At 66.4% G+C, this 22358-nt stretch carries 23 protein-coding genes and 1 pseudogene; 6 read left to right on the forward strand and 18 right to left on the reverse strand.

Annotated elements, in window-relative coordinates:
- The first annotated feature begins 6 nt into the window (after nucleotides 1-6).
- On the forward strand, nucleotides 7-300 hold the full coding sequence (locus VAPA_RS31905; RefSeq protein WP_021004381.1) for a YciI family protein: 294 nt from the start codon (nucleotides 7-9) through the stop codon (nucleotides 298-300).
- Nucleotide 301: 1 nt separating this feature from the next.
- Entirely contained in the window at nucleotides 302-913 is a 612-nt protein-coding gene (locus tag VAPA_RS31910) for a DNA-3-methyladenine glycosylase I (protein WP_021004382.1), read from the forward strand.
- 2 nt (nucleotides 914-915) lie between these two features.
- Here VAPA_RS31910 and VAPA_RS31915 read toward each other — a convergent pair whose 3' ends face one another.
- Nucleotides 916-1128 carry a DUF6429 family protein gene (locus VAPA_RS31915; RefSeq protein WP_223262492.1) on the reverse strand — a complete coding sequence of 71 codons (213 nt, stop codon included), beginning with the start codon at nucleotides 1126-1128 and terminating at the stop codon, nucleotides 916-918.
- A 396-nt stretch (nucleotides 1129-1524) separates the two neighbouring features.
- A complete protein-coding gene (locus tag VAPA_RS31920) occupies nucleotides 1525-2970 on the reverse strand; it encodes an MFS transporter (RefSeq protein ID WP_021004385.1) in 1446 nt (481 codons plus the stop codon).
- Between the two features lie 105 nt (nucleotides 2971-3075).
- Here VAPA_RS31920 and VAPA_RS31925 point away from each other — a divergent pair, with 105 nt between their 5' ends.
- The gene (locus VAPA_RS31925) at nucleotides 3076-4002 is read left to right on the forward strand and encodes a LysR family transcriptional regulator (protein ID WP_021004386.1); all 927 of its coding nucleotides are present in this window, start codon (nucleotides 3076-3078) and stop codon (nucleotides 4000-4002) included.
- 71 nt (nucleotides 4003-4073) lie between these two features.
- On the opposite strand, the gene VAPA_RS31930 is transcribed toward VAPA_RS31925, so the two are convergent.
- Nucleotides 4074-4844 (reverse strand): glutathione S-transferase family protein, encoded by a 771-nt coding sequence (locus tag VAPA_RS31930; protein ID WP_230559065.1) that lies wholly within the window; start codon nucleotides 4842-4844, stop codon nucleotides 4074-4076.
- A gap of 98 nt (nucleotides 4845-4942) precedes the next feature.
- Between VAPA_RS31930 and VAPA_RS31935 the strand changes: the two genes are divergently transcribed.
- Nucleotides 4943-5599, forward strand: a complete 657-nt coding sequence (locus VAPA_RS31935; protein ID WP_021004388.1) for a dihydrofolate reductase family protein — start codon at nucleotides 4943-4945, stop codon at nucleotides 5597-5599.
- 25 nt (nucleotides 5600-5624) lie between these two features.
- On the opposite strand, the gene VAPA_RS31940 is transcribed toward VAPA_RS31935, so the two are convergent.
- The 6 genes from VAPA_RS31940 to VAPA_RS31965 all read right to left on the reverse strand — a co-directional run bounded on the left by VAPA_RS31940 (nucleotide 5625) and on the right by VAPA_RS31965 (nucleotide 9647).
- Complete coding sequence (locus VAPA_RS31940) at nucleotides 5625-6017, reverse strand: hypothetical protein (RefSeq protein ID WP_021004389.1); 393 nt, start codon at nucleotides 6015-6017, stop codon at nucleotides 5625-5627.
- Nucleotides 6014-6307, reverse strand: a complete 294-nt coding sequence (locus VAPA_RS31945; protein ID WP_021004390.1) for a type II toxin-antitoxin system Phd/YefM family antitoxin — start codon at nucleotides 6305-6307, stop codon at nucleotides 6014-6016. Before VAPA_RS31945 ends, VAPA_RS31940 begins: the two co-directional genes overlap by 4 nt.
- Before the next feature lie 84 nt (nucleotides 6308-6391).
- Nucleotides 6392-6808, reverse strand: coding sequence for a RidA family protein (locus VAPA_RS31950; RefSeq protein ID WP_021004391.1), 417 nt, complete (start codon nucleotides 6806-6808; stop codon nucleotides 6392-6394).
- Nucleotides 6798-7943, reverse strand: coding sequence for a DSD1 family PLP-dependent enzyme (locus VAPA_RS31955; protein ID WP_021004392.1), 1146 nt, complete (start codon nucleotides 7941-7943; stop codon nucleotides 6798-6800). The genes VAPA_RS31950 and VAPA_RS31955 overlap by 11 nt, the downstream gene beginning before the upstream one ends.
- Before the next feature lie 14 nt (nucleotides 7944-7957).
- Nucleotides 7958-8944, reverse strand: a complete 987-nt coding sequence (locus VAPA_RS31960; protein ID WP_021004393.1) for a tripartite tricarboxylate transporter substrate-binding protein — start codon at nucleotides 8942-8944, stop codon at nucleotides 7958-7960.
- Between the two features lie 28 nt (nucleotides 8945-8972).
- Complete coding sequence (locus tag VAPA_RS31965; protein ID WP_021004394.1) at nucleotides 8973-9647, reverse strand: HAD family hydrolase; 675 nt, start codon at nucleotides 9645-9647, stop codon at nucleotides 8973-8975.
- A 72-nt stretch (nucleotides 9648-9719) separates the two neighbouring features.
- Between VAPA_RS31965 and VAPA_RS31970 the strand changes: the two genes are divergently transcribed.
- Complete coding sequence (locus VAPA_RS31970) at nucleotides 9720-10637, forward strand: LysR family transcriptional regulator (protein WP_021004395.1); 918 nt, start codon at nucleotides 9720-9722, stop codon at nucleotides 10635-10637.
- A gap of 64 nt (nucleotides 10638-10701) precedes the next feature.
- Here VAPA_RS31970 and VAPA_RS34985 read toward each other — a convergent pair whose 3' ends face one another.
- The 6 genes from VAPA_RS34985 to VAPA_RS32000 form a co-directional block, all read right to left on the reverse strand.
- Nucleotides 10702-10914 carry a hypothetical protein gene (locus VAPA_RS34985; protein WP_041946717.1) on the reverse strand — a complete coding sequence of 71 codons (213 nt, stop codon included), beginning with the start codon at nucleotides 10912-10914 and terminating at the stop codon, nucleotides 10702-10704.
- The gene (locus tag VAPA_RS31980) at nucleotides 10895-12847 is read right to left on the reverse strand and encodes a CHASE2 domain-containing protein (protein WP_021004397.1); all 1953 of its coding nucleotides are present in this window, start codon (nucleotides 12845-12847) and stop codon (nucleotides 10895-10897) included. Before VAPA_RS31980 ends, VAPA_RS34985 begins: the two co-directional genes overlap by 20 nt.
- Nucleotides 12848-14143 (reverse strand): FecR domain-containing protein, encoded by a 1296-nt coding sequence (locus tag VAPA_RS31985; RefSeq protein WP_021004398.1) that lies wholly within the window; start codon nucleotides 14141-14143, stop codon nucleotides 12848-12850.
- On the reverse strand, nucleotides 14140-14856 hold the full coding sequence (locus VAPA_RS31990) for a response regulator transcription factor (protein WP_021004399.1): 717 nt from the start codon (nucleotides 14854-14856) through the stop codon (nucleotides 14140-14142). Before VAPA_RS31990 ends, VAPA_RS31985 begins: the two co-directional genes overlap by 4 nt.
- Nucleotides 14857-14952: 96 nt before the next feature.
- Entirely contained in the window at nucleotides 14953-15795 is an 843-nt protein-coding gene (locus VAPA_RS31995) for an OmpA family protein (protein ID WP_021004400.1), read from the reverse strand.
- 20 nt (nucleotides 15796-15815) lie between these two features.
- Nucleotides 15816-18170 (reverse strand): YadA family autotransporter adhesin, encoded by a 2355-nt coding sequence (locus tag VAPA_RS32000; RefSeq protein ID WP_021004401.1) that lies wholly within the window; start codon nucleotides 18168-18170, stop codon nucleotides 15816-15818.
- Nucleotides 18171-18387: 217 nt separating this feature from the next.
- On the opposite strand from VAPA_RS32000, the pseudogene VAPA_RS32005 reads away from it, so the two are divergent.
- Nucleotides 18388-18773 (forward strand): annotated as a pseudogene (locus VAPA_RS32005) (transposase); the annotation flags it as partial.
- 72 nt (nucleotides 18774-18845) lie between these two features.
- On the opposite strand, the gene VAPA_RS32010 reads toward VAPA_RS32005, so the two are convergent.
- The 3 genes from VAPA_RS32010 to VAPA_RS32020 are packed head-to-tail and all read right to left on the reverse strand — an operon-like array spanning nucleotide 18846 to nucleotide 22345.
- Nucleotides 18846-19823 carry a Bug family tripartite tricarboxylate transporter substrate binding protein gene (locus VAPA_RS32010; RefSeq protein ID WP_021004404.1) on the reverse strand — a complete coding sequence of 326 codons (978 nt, stop codon included), beginning with the start codon at nucleotides 19821-19823 and terminating at the stop codon, nucleotides 18846-18848.
- Nucleotides 19824-19853: 30 nt separating this feature from the next.
- Nucleotides 19854-21140: a DUF1254 domain-containing protein gene (locus VAPA_RS32015; RefSeq protein WP_230559066.1), complete on the reverse strand. Its 1287-nt coding sequence runs from the start codon at nucleotides 21138-21140 to the stop codon at nucleotides 19854-19856.
- Nucleotides 21137-22345 (reverse strand): CaiB/BaiF CoA transferase family protein, encoded by a 1209-nt coding sequence (locus VAPA_RS32020; RefSeq protein WP_021004406.1) that lies wholly within the window; start codon nucleotides 22343-22345, stop codon nucleotides 21137-21139. Before VAPA_RS32020 ends, VAPA_RS32015 begins: the two co-directional genes overlap by 4 nt.
- Nucleotides 22346-22358: the final 13 nt, after the last annotated feature.

Here is a 22358-nt window from a genome sequence, read left to right on the forward strand (position 1 = left end):
TCATTCATGTTCTGTGTGTTCCTCAGGTTCTCGAGCAACAAAGGCCAGGCATCGCGCCACATGGCGGAACACATGCAATGGATCGAGCAGGGATTCGAAGATAACGTCTTCCTCCTGACAGGCAGCCTCTCGGGCAATCAGGGCGGTACCGTCCTGGCACACAACACCACCCGCGAGGCGCTGGAAAATCGCGTGGCGCTGGATCCCTTCGTGGCACAGGACGTGGTCAAGGTCGAGATCGTGGAGATGGCGCCCAGCAGGGCCGACGAACGCCTGCAGTTCCTGGTGGAACGTACCTGAAATGGGCTCGACTCTCCTCGGGCCCGATGGGCAGCCGCGCTGTCGCTGGTGCGCCGCCGCTCCCGAGTTTCTCCATTATCACGATACTGAATGGGGCTTCCCGGTCACGGATGACCACCGCCTCTTCGAGAAGCTGTGCCTGGAAGGCTTCCAGTCGGGCCTGAGCTGGCGCACCATTCTGGTCAAGCGAGAGAACTTCCGGACAGCCTTCCTGGGCTTCGACTACCGGCGTGTCGCGCGCTTGGGCGAACGCGATGTCGAGCGATTGCTCGGCGACAGCGGCATCGTGCGCCATCGCGGCAAGATCGAGGCCGTGGTTCACAACGCGCGCATGGCCGAGGAGATGGCGCAGCGCGAGGGATCGCTGGCGTCTTACTTCTGGCGCCACGAGCCGAACCCTGCGCAGCTCGCAGAGCCGCAAACCGCTTCTGCGTCAGCGGTCTCGCAGGCCTTGTCCAAGGACTTGAAGAAACAGGGCTGGAAGTTTGTCGGGCCCACCACTGTGTATGCCTTCATGCAGGCCGTGGGGCTGATCAATGACCATGCTGCCGGCTGCGTGACACGCGCCCGGGTCGAACAGGCGCGCCGGGCGCTTGCATTGTCGATCCCCTGAGGTCAGGTCCCGAAGTGTTTGGCCGCGAGCTCCTTGGCACGGCGCATTCCCTCGTCCGTGAGATAGACCGATTCCTGCCTGCCGTGGGCCTTGGTGATGAGCCCTTTTTCGTGGAGCTCGTCCATGATTGCGAAGTCATATCGCTTCCATACGCGTCCGTTCTCGAACTCGAAGACGCCGAGCAACGCCAGAATCAGTTCTTCGACCTTCACCATGTCGTATCTCATGCCATCACCCCTCGACTTTCAACATTGGATGGACTCGCGCAGTCGGCGGGCATGCTCGTTGGTCATTTGGTGCGTTAGCACCTCGTCTCCATGAGTCCTTCTCGATTTGAGGGTCCATGGAACCAAAGACATTGACGCATGCATTCCCAGCGACGGTAAGCCATTTCCCTGCGCGGATTCACATGTTCTTGCAACTGAGACTCCTCGTCCAGCCACCCGCCTTCTTCCACCTCGAGGACGTGCCAACCGCGCGCGAAGTGCGCCGAAGTCCAGTACAGAGCGAAATCAAGTTCGTCGAGAAGGAGGAATGCCGACGCGTACCTCAAAAAGCCGCCGTTCGCACCAGCAAGGCCGGGGCCCAAAGAGCCTCGCCTCCGATACCCATCACACGGCGCGATCCCTCGCGATGCTCCTGAACAAACTCGCCACGCCCCCGGCCAACGCAGCCAGAGCCGCCATCGCCAGGCCCCAGTGCACTGCGCTGTGGGACGGCAGCAGCTCGAACATCAAGCTCATCAACAGGCTGCCGAGCGTCAGCCCCGTGAGACGGGCGGTGCCTTGCGCGCCACCGGCGGCGCCGCTGCGTTCCTTGGGTGCCGAGAGCAGCATGTTCTGGTTGTTCGGTGTCTGGAAGAAGCCGAAGCCCAGGCCTGCGAGGCTCGTGAACGCGGCGATCGGCAGGGCCGGGTTGCCGTGCAGCGGCCACAGGGCGCACAGGCCCAGACCGCTCGCGAAGCACGCACTGCCGGCCGCGCACAGCCAGGCGCTGGGCACGCGCTGGGCCAGGCGTGCCGACAGCGGTGCGGCCAGCATCACTGCCAAGGGCCAGGGGGTCATCAAGAGGCCCGCCGTCACCGCGCTCTGGCCGAGTTCGTGCTGGATGTAGAACGGCAGCGCCACGAGGCCGGCCATCTGGCCGGTGAAGCAGCACACGGAGGCAATGATCGAGACCCGAAAGGAATGCACGCGCAGCAGGTCGAGCGGGATCAACGGCGCCGCCTTTGGCATTTCGCGCCGCACCAGCAGGACCATGCAGGCGGCCGACAGCGCGAGCAACGCGCCGCCGTGCAGCGGCTGCGCCACCAGTCGGTCACTCCCCAGCACGAAAGAGGCGAACATGATCGCGTTGAGTGCGATGCTCCAGGCGTCGATGCGGCGCACCGAACGCGCCGGACTCGGCAACTCCGCGCAGGCAGCAAGCACGAGGAGGCCGATCGGCAGGTTCACCGCAAAGAGCCACGGCCAACTTGCCGCCGAGAGTATGAAAGCACCAAGGGTAGGTCCCGACGCTGAAGCGGCTGCGACGGCGAGCGCATTCCACGCGATCGAGCGCGCCAGCAGCCGACGCGGATAGGTGAAGCGCAGCAACGCCAGCCCGAGCGGCATCACGGCCGCACTGCCCAGGCCCTGAAGGCACCTCGCCGCCACGAGCCATGGCAGCGATGGCGCCAGCGCGCACAGCACCGACGCCGCGGTGAACAGCGCGACGCCGCCCGCGAAGACCCGTCGATACCCGAAGCTCTCCCCGACTGCAGAAGCCGGCAACAGGAACATGACCACGGCCAGCTGGTAAGCGGTGATGATCCAGACGGCATCGGCGGGCGTCGCCTGCAACTGCTGGGCAATGTTTGGGAGCGCGATGTTGGCGATGGCGCCATCGAGCACCACCAGCACGCCCGCACCCAGGATCGCGGCGATGGCCAGGCAACGCCGCGGCAGCGGCAGGCCGTCGGCGTCATGCACCACGTTGGCGTTGTCGTTCACCTCTCGGGCTTCGGCGGCGCGCGAAGCAGTGGAAGAAGAGTTGGGTCGAAGTGTGGATGTCAACATGGGTCCAGCTTAGGACTGCGCACACGGCTTGCACAGCGCGCGGCGCGCAGCTTGTTCCTGCATGCGGCGCCTGTCGAAATCCCCGCGGCCGTGCTAGGTTCGGGCATGCCGACAGAAGCCGACCTGAACCTGCTGTTTGCGTTGAACGCACTTCTTTCCGAGGGCAGCGTCGCGAAAGCTGCCGAGCGCCTGGGCCTGAGCGAGTCGGCGATGAGCCGGGCGCTCGCGCGGTTGCGGGAATCCACCGGGGACCAGCTCCTCGTGCGCGCGGGCCGCGCCATGGTGCTCACGCCGCATGCGCTGGCACTGCGCGACCGCGTCAGGGAGCTGGTGCAGGAGTCGCGCGCGGTGCTGCAGCCCGCGGGCGCGAGCCTGGACCCCCGCACGCTCCGGCACCTGTTCACGATACGGGCCAATGACGGCTTCATCGAGGGCTTCGCGCCTCGGCTGGTGGCCCGCGCCGCGCGCGAGGCGCCCGGCGTTCGCCTGCGCTTCGCGCCCAAGCCCGACAAGGACGTTCGTCCCCTGCGCGAGGGATTGCTCGATCTGGATATCGGCGTTCTCGGCGACTCGGGCCCGGAGGTCCGCGTCCAGGCGCTCTTTCGCGACCGCTTCATTGCGGTGGTGCGCGATGGCCATCCCCTGCTCGCCGGACCCGAGATCACGGCCGAGCGCTACGCCGCCTGCGACCACGTGGTCACTTCACGCCACGGCCGGACCGTGGGACCGGCGGACGACGCACTCGCGGCGATGGGCCTGGTGCGCAACACCGCGGTCGTGGTGCCCAGCTTCGGCACTGCCCTGTCGATAGCGGCCGCGACCGACCTGGTTGCATTGATTCCGTCCTCCTACTTCGAACACCTGAGGGCGCGCGGCACGCTGCGCTCGTTCCCTCTGCCGATGCCCACGGAGCAGATCACCGTGTCGCAGATGTGGCATCCGCGCCTGGATCGGGACCCTGCGCATCGGTGGCTGCGCGGGCTGGTGCTGGAGGTTTGCCGGCCGCTGAACGAGCGGACAAGAGCACCCTGATTGCATTCAATGAATGCTTCGGCTTTGAACAACGCCGGCATCGCCGCCGGATGCGGGGCTCCGCGGGACCGTCACAGCGACAGCGGCAGCCCCAGGTGCCGCTCGTACATCATGTCACGGTGCCGCAGCAGTGCATCGTCCAGCGCTGCATCGGTCACCGGCTCGCGGAACTCGAAGGCCCGGCGCGTGGCGGGGTCCATCTCGCAAACCGCCTGCGGCAACGGGCGCATCAGCGCCAGCGCGGTCGCGCTGTAGATGTCCACGGCCGTAAGGCTTCTGCCGATGTAGTAATCGCTGCCGGCCGCCTGCTGTGCCTTCAGGCGCGCCGCCAGCATCTTCAGCACAGCCACCACGCGCGCGGGCGCATTCGCGCCCGCCTGCGGACTGAAGCCGTACTTCTTGCCGATGTATGCCGCGGCCGGTGCAGCGAAACCGCCCTCTCCTGCCAGGCCGGCCTGCACCAGCTGCAGGCGGCGCGACCAGGCCAGCCCCTGCTCGCCGCAGATCTCGTGGGCCAGGCCGAACATCAGCGCCCGGTCGGCCGCATCGGCCGGCAGGAGCGAGGGCTGCGGCGCGAGTCGCTCGCACAGGAGCAGGATTTCTGCCCAGCCCGAGCGCGGCGCCTCGTTGTTGTAGATGGCCACGGGCGCGTTGCGCTGGCCGGCCCACTCCTTGAGTTGCGGGCTGTCGTAGGCCAAGCGCACCGCTTTCCACGGGATGCCTTTCACATGCAAGATGCCTTTGGCCGCCTCGGACCAGGGGCTGGGAATGTGGCCTACCACCACCATGCGCAGGCCGGTGCCGGCAATGGCTTCTTCAACGCTGATGTACTCGATGCTCATGCGGGCATTCTGCGCGATGCCCATTGCCTCGAACGATGGTTCGCGGGGCGCCGCCCGCGCTAAACTGAAGCTCCCTTCTTCTTGCAGGAGACGACCCGATGGCCCGATTGCTCGTGCGCAGCTTCGGCGTTTCGCTCGACGGCTTCGCCGCCGGCCCGGACCAGAGCCTGGAGCACCCGCTGGGCGTTCGCGGCCCCGAACTCATGGACTGGTTCTTTCCCACGCGCGTCTGGCAGCAGATGCAAAAGACGGGCGAGGCCAACGGCGAGACCGGCATCGACAACGAGATGGCCGAACAAGGCTTCGCCGAGATGGGCGCCTGGATCCTCGGTCGCAACATGTTCGGGCCGGTGCGCGGTCCCTGGCCTGACGAGAGCTGGAAAGGCTGGTGGGGCGACGAGCCCCCGTACCACGTGCCGGTCTTCGTGCTGACCCACCATGCCCGCGCACCACTGACGATGCGCGGCGGCACCACCTTCCATTTCGTCACTGGCGGCATCCACGAAGCGCTCGCGCTGGCGCAGGCCGCCGCAGGTGCGCGCGACGTGCGTGTGGGCGGTGGCGCGGCTACCGTGCGCGAGTATCTGAAGGCCGGGCTGATCGACGAACTGCACCTGGCCGTGCGGCCGGTGCTGCTGGGCAAGGGCGAGGCGCTGTTTGCAGGCCTGGACCTGCCGGCGCTGGGCTACCGCTGCGAACGGCAGGTGGCAGGCGAGCGCGCCACGCATGTGTTCCTGCGACGCAGCGCGTCTTGAGGGATCAGGCCTTCCTCAGTGCTCGTCAGGTGGGATGCTTGGGCAAGCCGTAACCCAGCTGACGCTCATGCCTCAGCGAAAGCAGCACCACGTCTCCCCCGGAATGGGCATAGAGCAGGATGTGACGAGCCAGCACCAGTTCCCGCAAATCGGGCAAGCCAAGTGCTTGGGCCATTTGCCTTGCCTGCTCAGCTTGAAACCGCCCCCAGCCCGACTTGGCATCGAGGAATCGAGCAGGTCGCCCGCTTGTGGGCGCGAACGAAAGAAGCGCGCGCGCTCTGACCACTTCAGCCTGCAATTTCTTGAAGCGCACCGGCGCAGAAGCGACGTCCTGCGCCTCCATGAGGCTACGTGCAGCGTGCAGGCACACCAGAAAGTTCAGAACCGCCCGAACCCTTGCATTGACGGGAATGCTCACGGCGCCGATGCGACGCCCAGTGCCCGGTCCAGCTCCTCGTCAGACACGAACTGGCCTGCCAAGGCCTGCCGCAGGCCGATGCTGGCGTCTTCAGCCAGCACAAGGCTGGCGTGCTCCGACTCGAGGGCATGGTAGTAATCCAGCCGGCGTGCATCGACCAAGGCAACGTAGCTCGCGCCGTTCTTGGTCAGCACCTTCTCTGAGCCGCTGCCGACCACGTCTTCGGCCAGTTCGGTGAGCCGGGCGCGCGCTTCGCTGATGGGAACAATGTCCGATGCTCTCAATGGCATATTGCAGTATCCGTTAAGGTTTGCTTTAACGTCAGTCTAGCGTCCAATCCTGCACCCTGCACCCTGCACCCTGCAATTGCCCATTCACGCAAGCCCCATCGCCTCCACCTCGACCTTGAACCCGAAGTGCAGCGGCCCGGTCGGCACGACCGCCCTTGCCGGGCGGGACGGTCCGGCCCACCGCGCATAGATCCTGTCGAACGCCGGCCAGTTGGCGACGTCGTCGAGATAGACCCGCACCTGCAGCAGCCTGTCGATACTCGAACCTGCCGCCAGCAAGGCGGCCTGCACGTTCGCCAGCGTCTGGGCCACCTGCTGTTCGAACGCCGCATCGATCAGGCGCTCGCCACCCGGCGTGATCGGCAGCTGCCCTGCGATGAACACCAGGCCGCCGCCCAGGGCGGCATGGCTGTAGTGGCCGCCTGGCCTGGCCAGCGCGGGCACGGCGACATGGACCGGGCCCGGCATGCGCTTCGGTTGGGCGGCGTTCTCACCAGCCATGGAACCGCTCCCAGGTTTGCACGGTGCCGTCCGCGGCCAGCGCCTCGTAGGCGGGAAACTGCGCGCCCGTGGCGCAGGCATGGTTGGGGAGTATCCGCAGCCGGGTTCCGACCGGGAAACGCGCCACGATGTCCGCGTCCGCAGTGCCCTCCCGCGACAGGATGCCATGCTCCTGGTTGGCTGCCGACAGCAGGTAGCCATCTATCGGCACCCCATCCACGGTGCACACCTGGCCATAGCCGCAGTCGCGCTGCTGCCTGGCCGTGCCCCGGTCGCGGCTCATGGCCATCCAGCCGGCATCGACGATGGCCCAGCCCTTGTCGGCCTGGTGCCCGATGACGGTGGTGAGCACGCTCAGCGCGATGTCTTCGGTGCTGCAGACGCCCACGTTGCGCATCACCAGGTCGAAGAAGACATAGACCCCGGCCCGCAGTTCGGTCACGCCCTCCAGCGATGCGGCTTCCAGCGCAGTGGGGGTGGAGCCTACCGACACGATGGGGCACGGCAGGCCCGCTGCGCGCAGGCGTTCGGCAGCCAGCACGCAGCCGGCGCGTTCCTGCTCGGCCAGGGCGGCAAGGGCCTGGGGCGTGTGCAGCTCGTAGCTGGAGCCCGCATGCGTCAGCACGCCCGCCAGGCGCATGCCGCCCTCGTGCAGCACGCGGCCGACCGCGAGCAGGATGTCCTCGGCCGGCTTGATGCCGGAACGGTGCCCATCGGTGTCGATCTCGATGAGCACCTCGAAAGCGTGGCCGTGCTCGCGGCCGTATTCGGCGATGGCCCGTGCGCCCTCCAGGCTGTCGGTCAGGATCTGCAGCGCACAGCCGCGCCGGCACAGGTCCAGTGCATGCGCAAGCCGGTGCGCCGCCATGCCGACGGCGTAGAGGATATCGGTCACGCCGTGGCCAAAGAACTGATCGGCCTCTTTCAGCGTCGACACGGTGATGCCCGCCGCGCCGGCATCGAGCTGGGCGACGACCACATCGGCACATTTGGTGGTCTTCACATGCGGGCGAAAGCGCACGCCCAGGGCGTCGGCGCGCTGCTGCATGCGGGCGATGTTCTGTTGCATGCGCTGCAGCGACACGATGGCTGCGGGAGTGTCGATGTTGGCGAGATTCTTGAGGTTGTCTTGCATATTGCGTACTCGGGTCAATCCAGGTATTCGCCCTTGGCCTTGAGGGCCGGCACGTCGTCGCGGATGCCGCGCGCGATGAGCGCGGTGACGGCCGCGGGCGTTGCGTCGGCGGGCGCAGGCAGGTCGACACCCAGCCCCTCCATCTGCTTGCGCAGGGCCGGATCGGCGACCGCCTGCTGCAGCGCGCTCGTCAATTTCGCGAGCACGGGCTGCGGCGTGCCGCGCGGGGCGAAGAAGGCGTTCCAGGAACGCACATCCAGGGGATGACCGCCTTCCGTCGCGGTGCCGACGCGAGGCAGCTGCGCAAGGCGCGCGCCCGACAGTACCGCGATGGCCTTGATGCGCCCGCCAGCGATCTGCGGCAGTGCGGTGGTGGTCTGATCGCACATGAAATCGGTCTGGCCGCCCATCAGGTCGTTGACCGCAGGCGCGACGCCCTTGTAGGGCACGTGCGTGGCGTTCCGGGCGATGGAAGACAGCAACAGCACACAGCCGTAGTGCGAGATGGACCCGACCCCGGCGCTGCCGTAGGACGCCTTGTCCTTGTGCTTCGCCAGCCAGGCGCCGAACTCGCGCAGGTTGCCGGCCGGCAGGTCGGCGCGGGCCAGCAGCAGCATCGGTGCCGCGCCTGCGGGACCGATGGGGGCGAAATCGGCGACGGGGTCATAGGCCAGCTTTTTATACAGCGCGACGTTGACGACGTGCGTGCCGATGCCCCCGAAGGAGATGGTGTAGCCGTCGGCGGCGGCCTTGGTGGCCTTGGTCAGGCCGATGACGCCATTGGCGCCGCCGAGGTTCTCGATGACGATGGGCTGGCCCAGGGGCGCCGCCATCTTCTGTGCGACGGCACGGGCCAGTGCGTCGCTGGGGCCGCCGGCCGGGAAAGGAACGATCAGCGTGACCGGGCGGGCCGGAAACGCCCGGGCGATGGCGCCGGGCGCGACAAACAAATTGGCACAGAGGGCGGCAAGGCTCCCGGCCAGGCGAAGGAAGCGGATCATGGGCAGGTCCTGGAGTGGTAGGGTTGAATCAGGAAGCGGCCGGCCGGAAGCCGCGCAGCCATGGCAGCACGCCATCGAGCGTGGGCGACTCGACCTCCGCCAAGGGCGCGCTCTCGGGTCGGGCCAGCCCGACGCGGTTGTGCCAGTAGGTGCGCAGGCCGACGCTGGCGGTGCCGAACATGTCGTAGCCTGAACCGGCAACGAATGCCGCCTCGCCCGGCTGCACGTCCAGTCGCTCCAAGGCAAGCCGGTAGGGCCTCGGATCGGGCTTGTAGAAGCCCGCCTCCTCGGAGGTCACGACCACGTCCCAGTCGATTCCCAGGCGCTCGGCGGCGCGTTGGCCAAGGCGCCGCGAGCAGTTGGTCACCACGGCCAGCTTGCAGTGGGGCTCGAGCGCCCGCAGCAGTTCGGCGGCGCCGCTCCAGGCGGGCAGTTCGTCCCAATGGTCGTCCAGCGACTGCGGTGCGCCGGCGGGCAACCCGACAGTCGCCGCGGCCTGCCGCACCAGGTCTTCGTAGGGCACGTAGGCGCCGCAGCCATAGGTCAGCCGCAGGTATTCGGCGCGCCAGGCGCGGCCCATCGGCTCGGAGCCCGCAGCCGCGTTCCAGACGGTCCACGAATCGAGCAGCGCAGTGAGCAGGTCGAACAGCACGGCCCGGGGATAGCGGCCGGCCGTCGAGATGGGCGTCGAAGTGTTTTGCATGGCGCTCACTTTAGGCGTGCCAAGGCGTCTTCGTGCTTCACTATCGAGTCATCAATAGTTAAGCTTCGCTGAATGATGCAGATCGAAGACCTTCGCCTGGCTGCCGCGCTGCTGCGCGAGAGCTCGCTCAGTGCAGCGGCGCGCTCGCTGGGTGTCACCCCGCCCGCCCTGTCGATGCGGCTGCGCAAGCTCGAGGCCTCGCTGGGCCTGGTACTGGCCAACCGCACGTCGCGCAAGCTGCACCTCACGTCGGAAGGCGAACGGTTCGGGCGCGAGGCCTATGAGCTTCTGCTGAAGTTCGACGGCCTGCGCGAATCCCTGCAGCGCGACGACCGGCGCCTGACCGGAACGCTGCGGGTCGCCGCGTCCTTCGGTTATGGCCGCACGCACGTCGCGCCGTTGCTGTCCCGGTTCTCCCGCCTGCACCCGGCCCTGCGGCTGCAACTCGACCTGCGCGAAACCCCGTGGCCGGACAAGCACGATTCCGACGCCGTGGTGCACGTGGGTTCGGTGCGCGACTCGTCCTGGGTGGGCCATACGCTCGCTTCCAACGAGCGATGGCTGTGCGCAAGCCCCGGCTACCTGCGTGAGCACGGCACGCCCCGCAACCCGGCGGACCTGGCCTACCACGCCTGCATCTGCATCCGCGAGAACGACGAGGACGTGACGCTGTGGCACATGCGGCCCGCGGGCAGCGGCGCCCGCAAGGGCGAGACGCTGCGCATCAGCCCGGCGTTCGTCACCAACGACGGCAGCGTGGCACGCCAGTGGGCCGAGGATGGCCTGGGCATCGTGCTGCGCTCCCAGTGGGACGCCGCCGAAGCACTGGCCGCCGGCCGCCTCGAGCGGGTGATGGTGGACTGGGAGTTTGGCGCTGCCCCCGTGGTGGTGCTCGTCCCCACGCGCAAGGGACGCAGCGCGCGGGTGCAGGCGCTGGTCAGTTTTCTGGTCGAGGCGGCGGGGCCATCGGGCCGGCGCGGCGCCGCGTGATAGGCACACCCGCCTTGTGAGCCTGAAGGCTTCACCGTGTGGATAAGCGCTAGATGTTCTCCTTTTAGGTTGAGGCTTTGCAGAACTGTTTTTGAACCGGAACCAGGGCCATTTCTCGCGTCGCGTTCGCATGCAACCCGAGAAGGATCACATCAAGATCATGCCCTTCACGGACGGCATCGATCAAGCCGAAGAGATGCTCGAAGGGGACATGGTCAACGCCGATCACATTCAGAGGCGAGTACGCGGTCGCAACGCTAGGCTCCGTCGTTCTCATGGAATGTGATACTGAAGGCCGTTCCTTTCCCGGGGGCACTCCGAACCTCGATGCTGCCGCCATGGCGCTCGATGACCGTCTTGACCAAGCTCAATCCCAGTCCATGGCCAGCAACGCCTGCGTTCTGCTCAAGCCGGCTGTAGCGCTCGAACAAGGTCGGCAACGCCGACGCCGGAATTCCCTCGCCCTGATCGCTCACCGTGACCACGGGCACCCGCCCCGGCGTCCAGACCAGCGCCAGGTCAGTGTGACTGCCGGCCGAGCTGTACTTGACGGCGTTCTCGGCCAGATTGAATAGCGCGCGACCGAGCAAGCGAGGCTCCACGCACAGCCAACAGCCTGGAGCGTCGTCATCAAATTCCGGCAGAGTGAGTGTGAGCCGGATGCCCTTTTCCTTGGCGAGCGGCCAGGCACGCTCATGAACTTCGGTCAGAAGCTGTGCCAGGTCAACCTCCTCTCGCACATATTCCTCGCCCTCTGCGCGCAGGTGCAGTACAAAGTCGTCCGCCAAGGAAAGCGTGGTTTTCACTTGTCGCTCGATGCGCTCGTACAGCAGTGCGTCCTCATCGCGGTGCGGAGGCTGCGTGCGCAAGAGCGCAAGCACGGCCGACTGCGGGGCGCGCAGATCGTGCGAGAGCAGCTGCAGCGCCTCGGTGCGCCGGCGCTCAGCTTGATGCTTGGCCTGCAGGGCGCGGTCAAGCGCATCAACCACTTGTTGCCAGGCATCGCGTTTCGGTTGCGCCGATCCTGGCAGCATCGCGTCGGCGCGCAGACTCAGATCGGCCAACAGCACCGCCAAGCGTCTCCAGCTCCAGAGCACATAGGCCAACAGCGCCCCCAGCATCCAGCCTCCCACCGGCAACCACCAGCGCAGGCCCACCTGCAGTACCGTCGTGATCACCATCGCCAGCGCACCAAAGGCCAACAGGCCCAGGAGGCTCGCACGCGGCCCCGCACGCCAAAGCCAGATCATCCAGCCCAGCAGAACAAGCGCAGAAATGACGGCCTGGAGCCACGGACCGACTGGAACCAGCGAGCGGTCGCGCAGCAAGCCGTCCAGCGCCGCGGCATTGATCTCGACCCCTGGCATCAGACCCGAGCCGGTGGAGAAAGGCGTCGGGTACTGATCGCCAATCCCAGTTGCGGTCAACCCGATCAAGATCGTCTTCCCGCGCAATGCGGCGTCGGGTACCTCGCCATTCAGCACGCTGACGTAAGGTACGGTCTTGTAGTGCCCCGGGGGGCCTGAGAACGGGATGAGGATGCGAGATCCACGCAGCCACCCCGTGCCATCCTGCGGCTCATCGGAACCGCCGGCGGGCTTGTTTGCATCACTGACCTGCGCGAGTGCCAGCGATAGCGCCGGCCAACGATGCCCGGCCTTGCCCTCGTGTAGATAAAGGCTGCGAGCTGCGCTGTCGCTGTCCAGTTCCACGTGAATGTGACCCAGCCCTGTCACCGCCTGCTCCAGGACCGGCAAGGGGGCGAGCACTTCGGGCGTTCGACCGGTGACCAAGGGCGTACGCACTGTCATTGGAAGAAATACCGGACTGACTGCCTTCATGAGGCCCAGGGCACCTGCCAATCGGAGGTCTGACCCCGGTTCGCTTGCCGCTTCGGTGAACAGCATGTCGAACGCGACCGCACGCGGCCCCGCGGCGGCGAGGCGTTGCAATAGCTGTGTGTGCAGTTCGCGCGGCCAAGGCCAGCGACCGAGTGCTTGCAGGCTTGCGTCGTCTACTGCGACGATCAAGATATCCGGATGAGCGGGCTTGGCATCGAGCCGGAGCAGCTCGTCATAGACCGCCAGATCCACCCGCTCCAGAATCCCGCAATGCTGCACCAGCCCCGCAAAGGCCAGCACGATCAGCAGGCATGCGATCCATTCGCGCCAGAGGACGTGCGGCCTGGAAGACTCGATCCTCACGGTCACTCAGCGCACCCCTTCGATCAGCAAGGGCAGCACCGGGCCGACGGTCTCGGAGCGTTGGCCCTGCAAAATCGTTTCGGCGCGCACCCGCCAAAAGTACTGACCCGGCGGCAATGCCTCCACTCGCACTCGGCGACCGAGCAGACCGTCTGCCCGCACCACAACGCGAGTGAACGCGGCGTCCTCGGCAATCTCCAGGCCATAGGTACTGCCGGCAACCGGATCCCAGCCGAGCTCGACCTCGTTGCTGGCGGCGATCCAGCGCATCCGGCCCACCAGAGAGGCTGACAAGGATGCTCGCGAAAAGGCGCTGACCGCAGCTTGCCCCTCGACCCCTTCCGGCGTCACGGCCGCCACCCGAGCGAAGTAGCTTCCGCTGGAAATCCCGTCAAACAGCGCCAGTTCGCGAGGACCGGAGCGCGCCACATGCCGCTCGGCGACCACGTCCAGGAATTCGGCGTCGCGTGCGAGTTGCGCGTGGTAGCCGGCTGCGCCATTGACCTCGGCCCACGCCAGCAGGACGGCCGGCTGGTTTTGCGGCAGGCCGGAATCGATCCAATCGGGTACCGGCAGCAGGTCCTGCACAACGCCGCTCTGCGGGCCATTGTTGATGACCACGCCCTGCGGCGCCCTCACCGGCAGGTCCGGCTGTGTTGGCGTGCTGACCACGACACCACTCTCCAGCACGCTCACCACCACACGATGTTCATCGGCAAGGTTCACACGAAAGTGGGTGCCACGCACGCCCACGGTCGCCATGCGCGTGCGCACCCGAAACACGTCCTGACCCGCAGGAACTACCCTGGGCGGCACGCGCGATTCGACCTCGCCCGCCTGCAGGTCCAGCACCGCAGCGGCGCGGCCCGCCGCATCGGAAAACCGGACGAGTCGGACAGCGGAGTTCGAAGGCAGCGTGCACAGCGAGCCATCGGGCAGCCGCAGCGTGACGAAGCTGTCGGGCCCGGTGCGGATCCACCCCCCCTCGGGAAGCCGCATGGCGGGTTGCGCAGCGCTGCGCTCGCCGTTGCCGGACTCCGCACGCACATCGCCGCTGACGGCCACCACAACGGCCTGGGCATTCCCATCGGCGAAATGCAGGACCTTGCCGACCGGCAGTTGTCGCGGTTCGCCCACGCCGTTGCGTTGCTGGATCGAAGGCCACAGCAGCGGCCGGCCCAGATGCCGCTGCGAAATACCCCACAGCGTGTCTCCAGGCTGCACAACGTGCGGCGTCGGTTGAGCAGCCAGGCCCATGGGCAGGCACAGGCACGCGATGGCCAGCCATCGAATTGCCCTCATGCGACGCGGTCCAGCCGGTAGCCGAAGCCGTAAATCGCCTGCAGCTGAAACCCTCTGTCGATGGTCAATCCAAGGCGGCTTCGCACGCGCGACACATGGGTGTCTATCGTTCGCGATGCAGCCTGCCGCGCCCACAGGGTCTCGTTCAGGTGCTCGCGCGACAACGGCCTCCCCAGATGACGGAACAGCATGCGGGCGACCTCGAACTCCTTGAGCGGCAGACGAAATTCTTCGGTACCCCTTCTGACGGTCTGATCTGCGGCACTGAAATGCCAGCCTTCGATCTCGTCTTCGCCCGGCGCGGCGGGCTGCGACCGGCCGCTGCGCAGCTGTACCTGAAGACGGGCCAGCAGTTCGAACGGTCGCCACGGCTTCACAAGATAGTCGTCGGCGCCCCCGTTGAGGGCCTGCACCACCTCGAACTCGCTGCCGCGCGCGGTGAGCATCACCACAGGCACATTGGAGCGAAGGTTATCGCGCACGCGGCGCAGCACGTCATAGCCGGACAGCTCCGGCACGCTCCAATCGAGAATGAGGATGTCGAAGCTGTCGCGCTGCAGCATCTCGAAGAAGACCTTCCCGCTTTTTTGATGCACGACCTGATGGCCGTTGTGGGTCAGGAGTTCGATCACCGCCTGCGCCTCTTCCGGGGAGTCTTCGAGCAGCGCGACGCGCGGTCGCGACGCTGGGGCGTCGCCAGACTTGTGGCTCACCGATGATTCCCTCACAGCCCCTCCGATGATGCATGGGGTCTTCGCCCGGGCCGGGCGGGCAGCGGTGCCTTCAATGGCACCGTGCGGCAACGCAATTTATCGCTCACCGGTGACTTCGAGTTCCACACGCCGGTTGGGCTGCAGGCAGGCAATGAGCTGGGCGCGTTGCTGGCTGTCAGCGCACTGGACCAGCGGCTGCGTCTTGCCGACACCGAAGGCACGCAGCGCCGATTGCGGAAGGCCCTGCGCGATCAGATAGTCACGCACCGTGGCTGCACGCGCGATCGAAAGCGCCTGGTTGTAGACATCGCTTCCCAATCTGTCGGTGTGTCCAATGACGGTGACCGTGTCGAAGCGCTTGTACTGCCCCTTGAGCTGCGCCGCCAGCGCGTCGAGCTGGTTTCGGCCTTCGGGCAGCATGTCGGCCGTGCTTGACTTGTCGAAGGCAAACAGCGCATCGGCCGCGACCTTGAACCGCTGCGGTGCCGCCGTGGCCGCCACCGGGCGCACCACCTCGCGGACTCTGGGCTGGAGATAGCCCGCGCAGGCCGGATCCTTCCAGTACATCGCATCGGAGACGCCATCCTTGTAGACCACCTTGTACTGGCAGGTGACGAATTCGTCGCCACGGCCGGTGCGGAAGTTGAACAGGTAGTCCCATTCCTTCGGACCAAACAAGCCTTCGCTGAAATGCGGATAGCTGATGAGCTCGCGCACCTGGTTCTTCGTCATGCCGCGGCCGATGCGGCGCAGCTGCTCCACGTCGATGAAGGTTCCGCCCTTGAGCCAAGCGTTGCCCGCATCGGGAAAGCTCACGGACTCATTGGCAGCGGGTGCCCCGGCCGCCTGATCGGGCATGTGGACGCTCGAGGCGCAGCCGCCCAGCATTGCCGCGAGAACTACCAGCGCGAGAGATTGGATTGCGTTGTGCTTTTTCATGAATGTTGCTCCTCTGCCGGTCAGTCGAACGAGAACCCAAAGCCCACGCGCACGATGGCCTTGCTGCCACCGGAACCCCAGCCCACGCCGGCGTGCAAGGTGGTCTGTCCGTTCTCGGAACGCTTGAGCAGATTGAAGCCGATGCCGGCCTGGCCGTTGTAGCCGGCCACGGCGCCGCTCACGTGGTAGCGGCCGGGCTCCACCGGCGTAACCACCGCCATCGCGGCTGAAGCTGCGATACCACCCGAGAGCATCTTGGTGTTGGCGTTGACCTTGTCGTCCAGTGCATGGATGCGGTTGTTGATGCCCCCGACCGCGGTGTTGAGCTGGTTCACGTTGACTGCGTCGTTGGGTGCAACGCCGTTGGCGACGTTGTGGATCGCCACCGGGCTGGTCGAATTGGCGCCGCCCATGGTCACGCTGTTGTAGTTGGCCGTGCCGTCGGCATTGGTGTCGTACTTGACTGTCGACTGGTCGATCACGGCCACCGTGCCCTGCACCGCCCTCAGTTGCGAGACGTTCACCGCATCGCTGTCGGCCGCGCCTGCGGCCACGCCGGTGATCTGGCGAAACTGGCCGTTGGCAGCATCGCCAACCGACACCGCAGCCAGCGTGCTGGTGGTGGCACCGATCGCGAGGCGTTGCGAGTCCGTGGCCGTCGGCGGCACATAGCCGGCCACGCCTGCGGCTGTCGAAGCGGCCGAGCCGGCGCCGAGCGCAACGCCCCCGGCCTGGGTCACACTGGTGCCTGCGCCGATGGCCACGCCTTGGACAGCCGCAGCCGAGGACTGGGTGCCCAGTGCAATGGAATCCGCCATGTGCGAGGTGGCACCCTGGCCGATGGCGATGCCGCCAGGCGCGCTCTGCTGCACCACGGCACCATTGCCGATGCCCACGCCGTTGTTGCCGTTGACCACCGTCTGAGGACCCACGGCCACCGACTCGGTGCCGATGGCGAGAGAATCCGCGGCGCTTGAGTTGGCGTGGAAATACTTCGTTGGTGTGACGGCAAAGGACTGCAGCGCGCTGGACAACTGCCGGATCGTCACGGCATCCTGTGCCTGCGTCCCGTCGGCCACATTGGTGATCTGGCGGTAGCTGGTCGCATTGCCGACGGAAACCGCACCGAGGAGCGTCCGGTCGGTGGTGTTGTAGTCGATGAGGGCGCTGCCGGCGGGAATGGTGCCCGTCGTGGGGGCAATCACGCGGTCGGAGACAGAATCCGCGCCCAACGCCACCGCGCCGGCCTGGCTTGCCTGGCTCAATGCACCCAGTGCCAAGCTCCGGTCCGCAGTGGCTCTCGCTCCTGACCCGTTGGCCGTCGCCAGGATGCCCGTCGCCTGCGTGTCGACGAAACTGTCAAAGGCCGTTGCGAACCCGGCGTTGGGGGTATACGTGCTGTCCAGCGGGGCGCCATTGAGCAGGTACACCCGTCCACCGGTGGCGGTTGCGTAGTTGCCGGTGGCCGCGCTCATCGATCCGAGTGCCGTCGCAGCGATACCCGATGCCGCCGAGTTCGCGCCCAGGGACGTCGCGCGTACATTGCCCGCGTTCGCCAGCCGTCCCATGCTGATGGCATAGTCGTTCGTGGCCACGGCGCTCTGGCCCAGTGCGACGGTTGAGAACGCATTCGAGGTCGTGGCGTCGCCGATCGCAACGGCACCGTTGCCGGCTGAAGTCGACGCAAAGCCGATGGCGATGCCCAGCCGGGTGGTCGCCGTCCCGCCAATCGCAATCGTGTTCTGCGCCAGCGACCGTGCACCGGGCCCGATGGCCACAAGGCCGCCATTGCTTGCGTTGGCATTGGCCCCGAGCGCCACACTGTTGGGCGTGGCCGCCGTGGCACCAAGACCGGCCGCCAACGTGTTGGCGCCGGAGGCCACCGCATTGGGGCCGACAGCGACGGAATTCGCGCCGGTGGCGCCCGAATTGGCCAGGGTCGAATTGCCGACAAGGGTGGAATTGGCATGGAAGTACGGCGTTTCGTCCGCGCTGATCCATTGGCCGTTCTTCCAGACAGCCAGACCTTCCTGCAGGCCGTTGACCCCGGTTGTCGCCGTCGTGTTGTAGACAATCATGCCGTCGACAGGCTGATTGCCGTTGAGTCCCCAGGTGTTGCGGTCGGTCAACGCGATGCGTGTGATGAGGACGCCGCGATTGGTGCTTTCGACTTCGAGCGCAGAGCCGGGATTGATGCTCAGCGGGTTGTCGCCGATCTTGACTTGTGCCTGCGCCGTGCCCGCCAATATGACGACACAAGCGGCCAGCGTTGAGCGTTTGGCGCGGAATTTCTTGCCAGGAACGCGATCCGCCTTTGACTTGGTCACCTCAACGTCAAGGGCTTCGCGTTCCAGAGATCGATAGGACTCATTCACAAGCTCACCTCCAAGTGTTTCAAAAAGTGAGCGGAATTCTGCTTACTCAGGCCGATTGAAAAACAACTCTTGACCTTTGTTAACAATCTGCAAACTGATATGGTGAAGAACTGCACATTTCTTGCCAAATTGAGGCTTTGAAAGTGGAGAAACGCAATGTGCAGACTGAATCGTCTGGGATTTTCTAGACCCCTCTGAGCCTCAAACCTGAGGCCCAATAGGAGGTGCCACGAGTAAGCAGAGATGCGCCGAGGAGTTCAAGGCCGGGGCGGTCAAGCAGATCACCGAACGTGGCCACAAGGTGACCGATGTTTCGGCCCGGATGGACGTGAGCCAGCACAGCCTCTATCAATGGATCAGGGCCTGCGCACGCCTTCTGATGATCGGCAGGCGCAGGTGTCGCAGACAGAGGAATTGCGCCGGCTGAAGGCCGAGCTCAAGCGGATCGCCGAGAAGCGCGCCATCCTAAAAGGGCCGCAGCGTGCTTTGCCAGGCAGCACGCCTGGCTGGAGAGCGGCGGCGTCCATGGCTACCGCAAGCTGACCATGGACATGCGCGATCTGGGCGGAGACATGCCGCAAGCATCGTGTTGCCCGCCTGCTCACGCCATCGATACCGAACGGGTTCTCAACGCCTTGTTGATGGCGCTGTGGCGGCGCCAAGGCATCGCGCTCATCATTCGGCCGTGATGTTCGCGGACTTGATGACCTGCGCCCACTTGCGCGTCTCGCTGACAATGAACGCACTGAAGCTGGCGGCGCTTCCGCCGCGCAGCTGCAGTCCTGCAGCTTCGGCCTTGCGGCGGACATCCGCGTCGGCCACCGCAGCATTGATCTCCGCATTGAGCCGCATGACGATGCTGGCAGGCGTTCCTGCCGGCGCGAGCATGCCGTACCAGCCATAGCCCACGACGGAAGGCAGCCCCTGCTCCCGCAGGGTCGGCGCTTCCGGGTACAGCGTCGTGCGCTCTTCTGTGGCCACGCCCAGCACCCGCAGCTTGCCAGCCTGCATGTGGGGAATCGCGGTCGAAATGGCCGTCAAGGTGGCATCGATTCGCCCGGCAAGAAGCTCGGTGTAGGCCGCCGCGTCGCCACGGTACTGCACCACGATGCCTTTCACGCCCGAGGCGCGCAGCAGGAGCTGGGCCGTCAGATGCGGCGCGGAACCCGCCCCAGGCGATCCGAGGGTCGCGCCTTTCGGATCGGCCTTCGCGTGCTTGATGAACGCCGCGAGCGACTTGTACGGCGCGTCGGCATTGACCACCAGAAACAAGGGCGCGATGGCCGTGCTGGCGATCGAGGCGAAGTTCTTGTGAACGTCGTATGGCAGGCCCTTGTACAGCGCCTCTCCAATGGCAATCGGTGCTGCCGCGTGGAGCAGCGTGTAGCCGTCTGCCGGCGCCTTGGCCACGAATTCATTGGCAATGCGCGTACCGGCTCCGGCCTTGTTCTCGATCACGACGCTCTGGCCGAGCCTTCGCCCGAGGAAGTCGCCAAGCACGCGCGTCAGGATGTCGTTCGACCCACCCGCACCGTAGGGAGAGACCATGCGGATCGGCCGTGCCGGCCATGCCTGCGCGTGGCTCGATGCGCTCCAAGGCAGTGCCAGGCCAGCCGCGGCTGCTGTGAGAATGTGTCGGCGGTTCATTGTCATGATTGCTTGTCTCCGTTGATTTTTTTGGTGTCAGATCGGCTGGATCGGCGGATATTCGAATCGCAGCTCCAGATGGTCGGCATGCGGTTGGTAGAGCCGCAGCACGACGTAGAACAACTCGCCCCTCGGCGCTGGAAGCCAGTTCACACCGGGCCCCGGGTCCTCGGCCTGCAGGCGTATGGCAAGGCTGCCATCGGCGTCGTGGTGCAAGCCTGGCGTGCGGTCGCCGATCGAGTACCGGTGGATGGGGTTGGCGACGAAAAGACAGTCGCTGCGACGGTACATCGTGAGCGACCAGAAGGCCCCCACCTTCAGTCCTTTCCCCGGCGCAAACCGCAGCTCGTAGTGCTGCGATCCATCCAGCGGCGCGCCGCGCGCGTCCACCTCCGCGGTGGGATACATCGCCTCTTCGATGCCCAGCGCGCCAATGAAGTTTCGAGCGATGCGGGCACGCGTCAGGTAGTCGTCGCCCCAGTGGGTCTTCACCATGACCGGGATCGCCCAGCCACCGCCCAGATCGTGCGGCTGGTTGCTTGTACGCAGCCGTTCGTAGACGGCAGGAAGCGAAGCCTCCAGCTCAGCCGCGGCAGGGGGCCATGCCTGGCGCTCTACCGCAAGCGGCGGATTGCGCCGCAATGCGGCGCTCACCACGGACAGGTACAGGTCCGCAGGCGGGATGCCCGCATCGCGCCCCTCCATCCACGTGTCCACCCGCATGGCCGCGTCGCTGCCATCCAGGCGAACGAGGCGCATTTTGGATTGCGTCTCCCGCACACGAGCGGCATCCTCGCCGTCATCCTCGACGAGATGGCGGCCGATCAGCCACACGTCATCTCCCGGCGCGGCAATCGTCAGCGCGATGTCCGGCGGGACAACCCCGCGCCAGCCCGGGCCGTGCACCAGCGTGCGCTGCGGCCTGTTGCCCGTCGTGCGGCGCCCCACGTAGGCGAACGGATTCGTCCACGCGTCCAGCAAGCCCAGCGTCCAGTAGCGGTCGCCCATCTCGGGCGATTCGATGATGACCGGCCCCTCGGAAAGGTCCAGCCAGGCGTTGCTGTAGACCGTGTCGTTGTTCGGGCTGACGACCTCCTTGTCTTCCGGGCCGAGACGACGGTGCGTGTGGGTGAACTGGTTGACCCACCGCGCGGCGGATGCTGGATTCGGTGCAGCGAACCCGAGAACGGGGTGTCGCCGCGCGGTCGTCGCCGCGCGCATCCGCATCATCTCGAACAGCGGCAGCGTCTGGATCACCAGGTTGTCGCAGCCGTGCGCGATGGGATCGATCTTCGAATTCACGGGCATCTTCTTTTGCGTCATGCCACCGCGCCGGCGCGGCGAAGTTCGTCGATCTCGTTCGCCGCGAGTCCGAGCTCGGCCAGGAGCCGATCCGTGTCGGCCCCGCACGCAGGCGCGGCCGCCGGCGTGGCACGTGGCGCGTCGCCCAGCCGATAGGGCAATGCCAGGGAGGGGTAGCGTTGGCCGTCCGCGCCCAGTGCATCGACCAGTATTCCGCTCGCCCGGACGTCCGCACTTTGCAGCACCTGCTGGTAGCTGCGAACAAAGCCGACAACGATCTGGTTGCGGCTGAGCAGCGCCACGCACTCTTCACTGGTGAAGGACGAAAGGCATTCGCGCAACACGACGCGAAGCTCGGCACGGTGCTGCACCCGCAGTGCGTTGGTGCAGAAGCGGGGGTCCGTCGCGAGCGGCTCGCGTCCCATCACACGACAGAATCGCGCCCAGTGCTCGTCCGCGTAGGCAGACAGCACGATGTGCCCGTCACGCGTCGGCACCACCTCGGCAGCCGGCGCGTTGTTGGGCTGGCCATCGCCGATGCGCGTCGGCTCGGGCGCACCTCCCAGGTAGTCGCACCAGGTGGTGGCCTGCAAATGCATCGCCACCTCGAGCAGCGACGTGCGCAGTGTCTCGCCCACACCCGTCTGCCCGCGCCCGTAAAGCGCAGCGAGCACCGCCTGGGCACCCAGGTGCGCCGCGGCAGCATCGATGATCGGCACCCCCACCTTCTGCGGGAGGCGATCCGGCTCGCCCGTGACCGACATCAAGCCGCTCTCGGCCTGTGCCGCGATGTCGTAGCCAGGACGTGCGCTCGAAGGCCCCAAGTCCCCGAAGCCCGAGATCGACAGGTAGATGACCCTGGGAAACCGCCCCCGCACCGCGGACGGCCCCAGACCCAGCGCCTCGACGGCGCCGGGGCGCAGGTTCTGGATCACGACGTCGCTGTCCCCGATCAGCCGCCACGCGATCTCCCGGCCAGCCTCGCTCTTCAGGTTGAGCGCGATGGACTGCTTGCCGCGGCTGTAGGCGCGGATCATCGACTCGCCGTAACGGCCGATGTGCCTGGCCTGGTCGCCTGCCAGCGGTTCAACCTTGATCACCTGCGCGCCCAGCTCGGCCAGGACCATGGCCGCGCCGGGCCCGGCGATGTACTGCCCCATGTCGATCACGCGCACGTTCTTCAGCGGGGCGGCGGGCCCGGATGTCTCTTTGGATTCGAAATTCATTCGGGGCGACGTT

The sequence above is a fragment of the Variovorax paradoxus B4 genome (assembly GCF_000463015.1).
GTDB lineage: Bacteria > Pseudomonadota > Gammaproteobacteria > Burkholderiales > Burkholderiaceae_C > Variovorax > Variovorax paradoxus_E.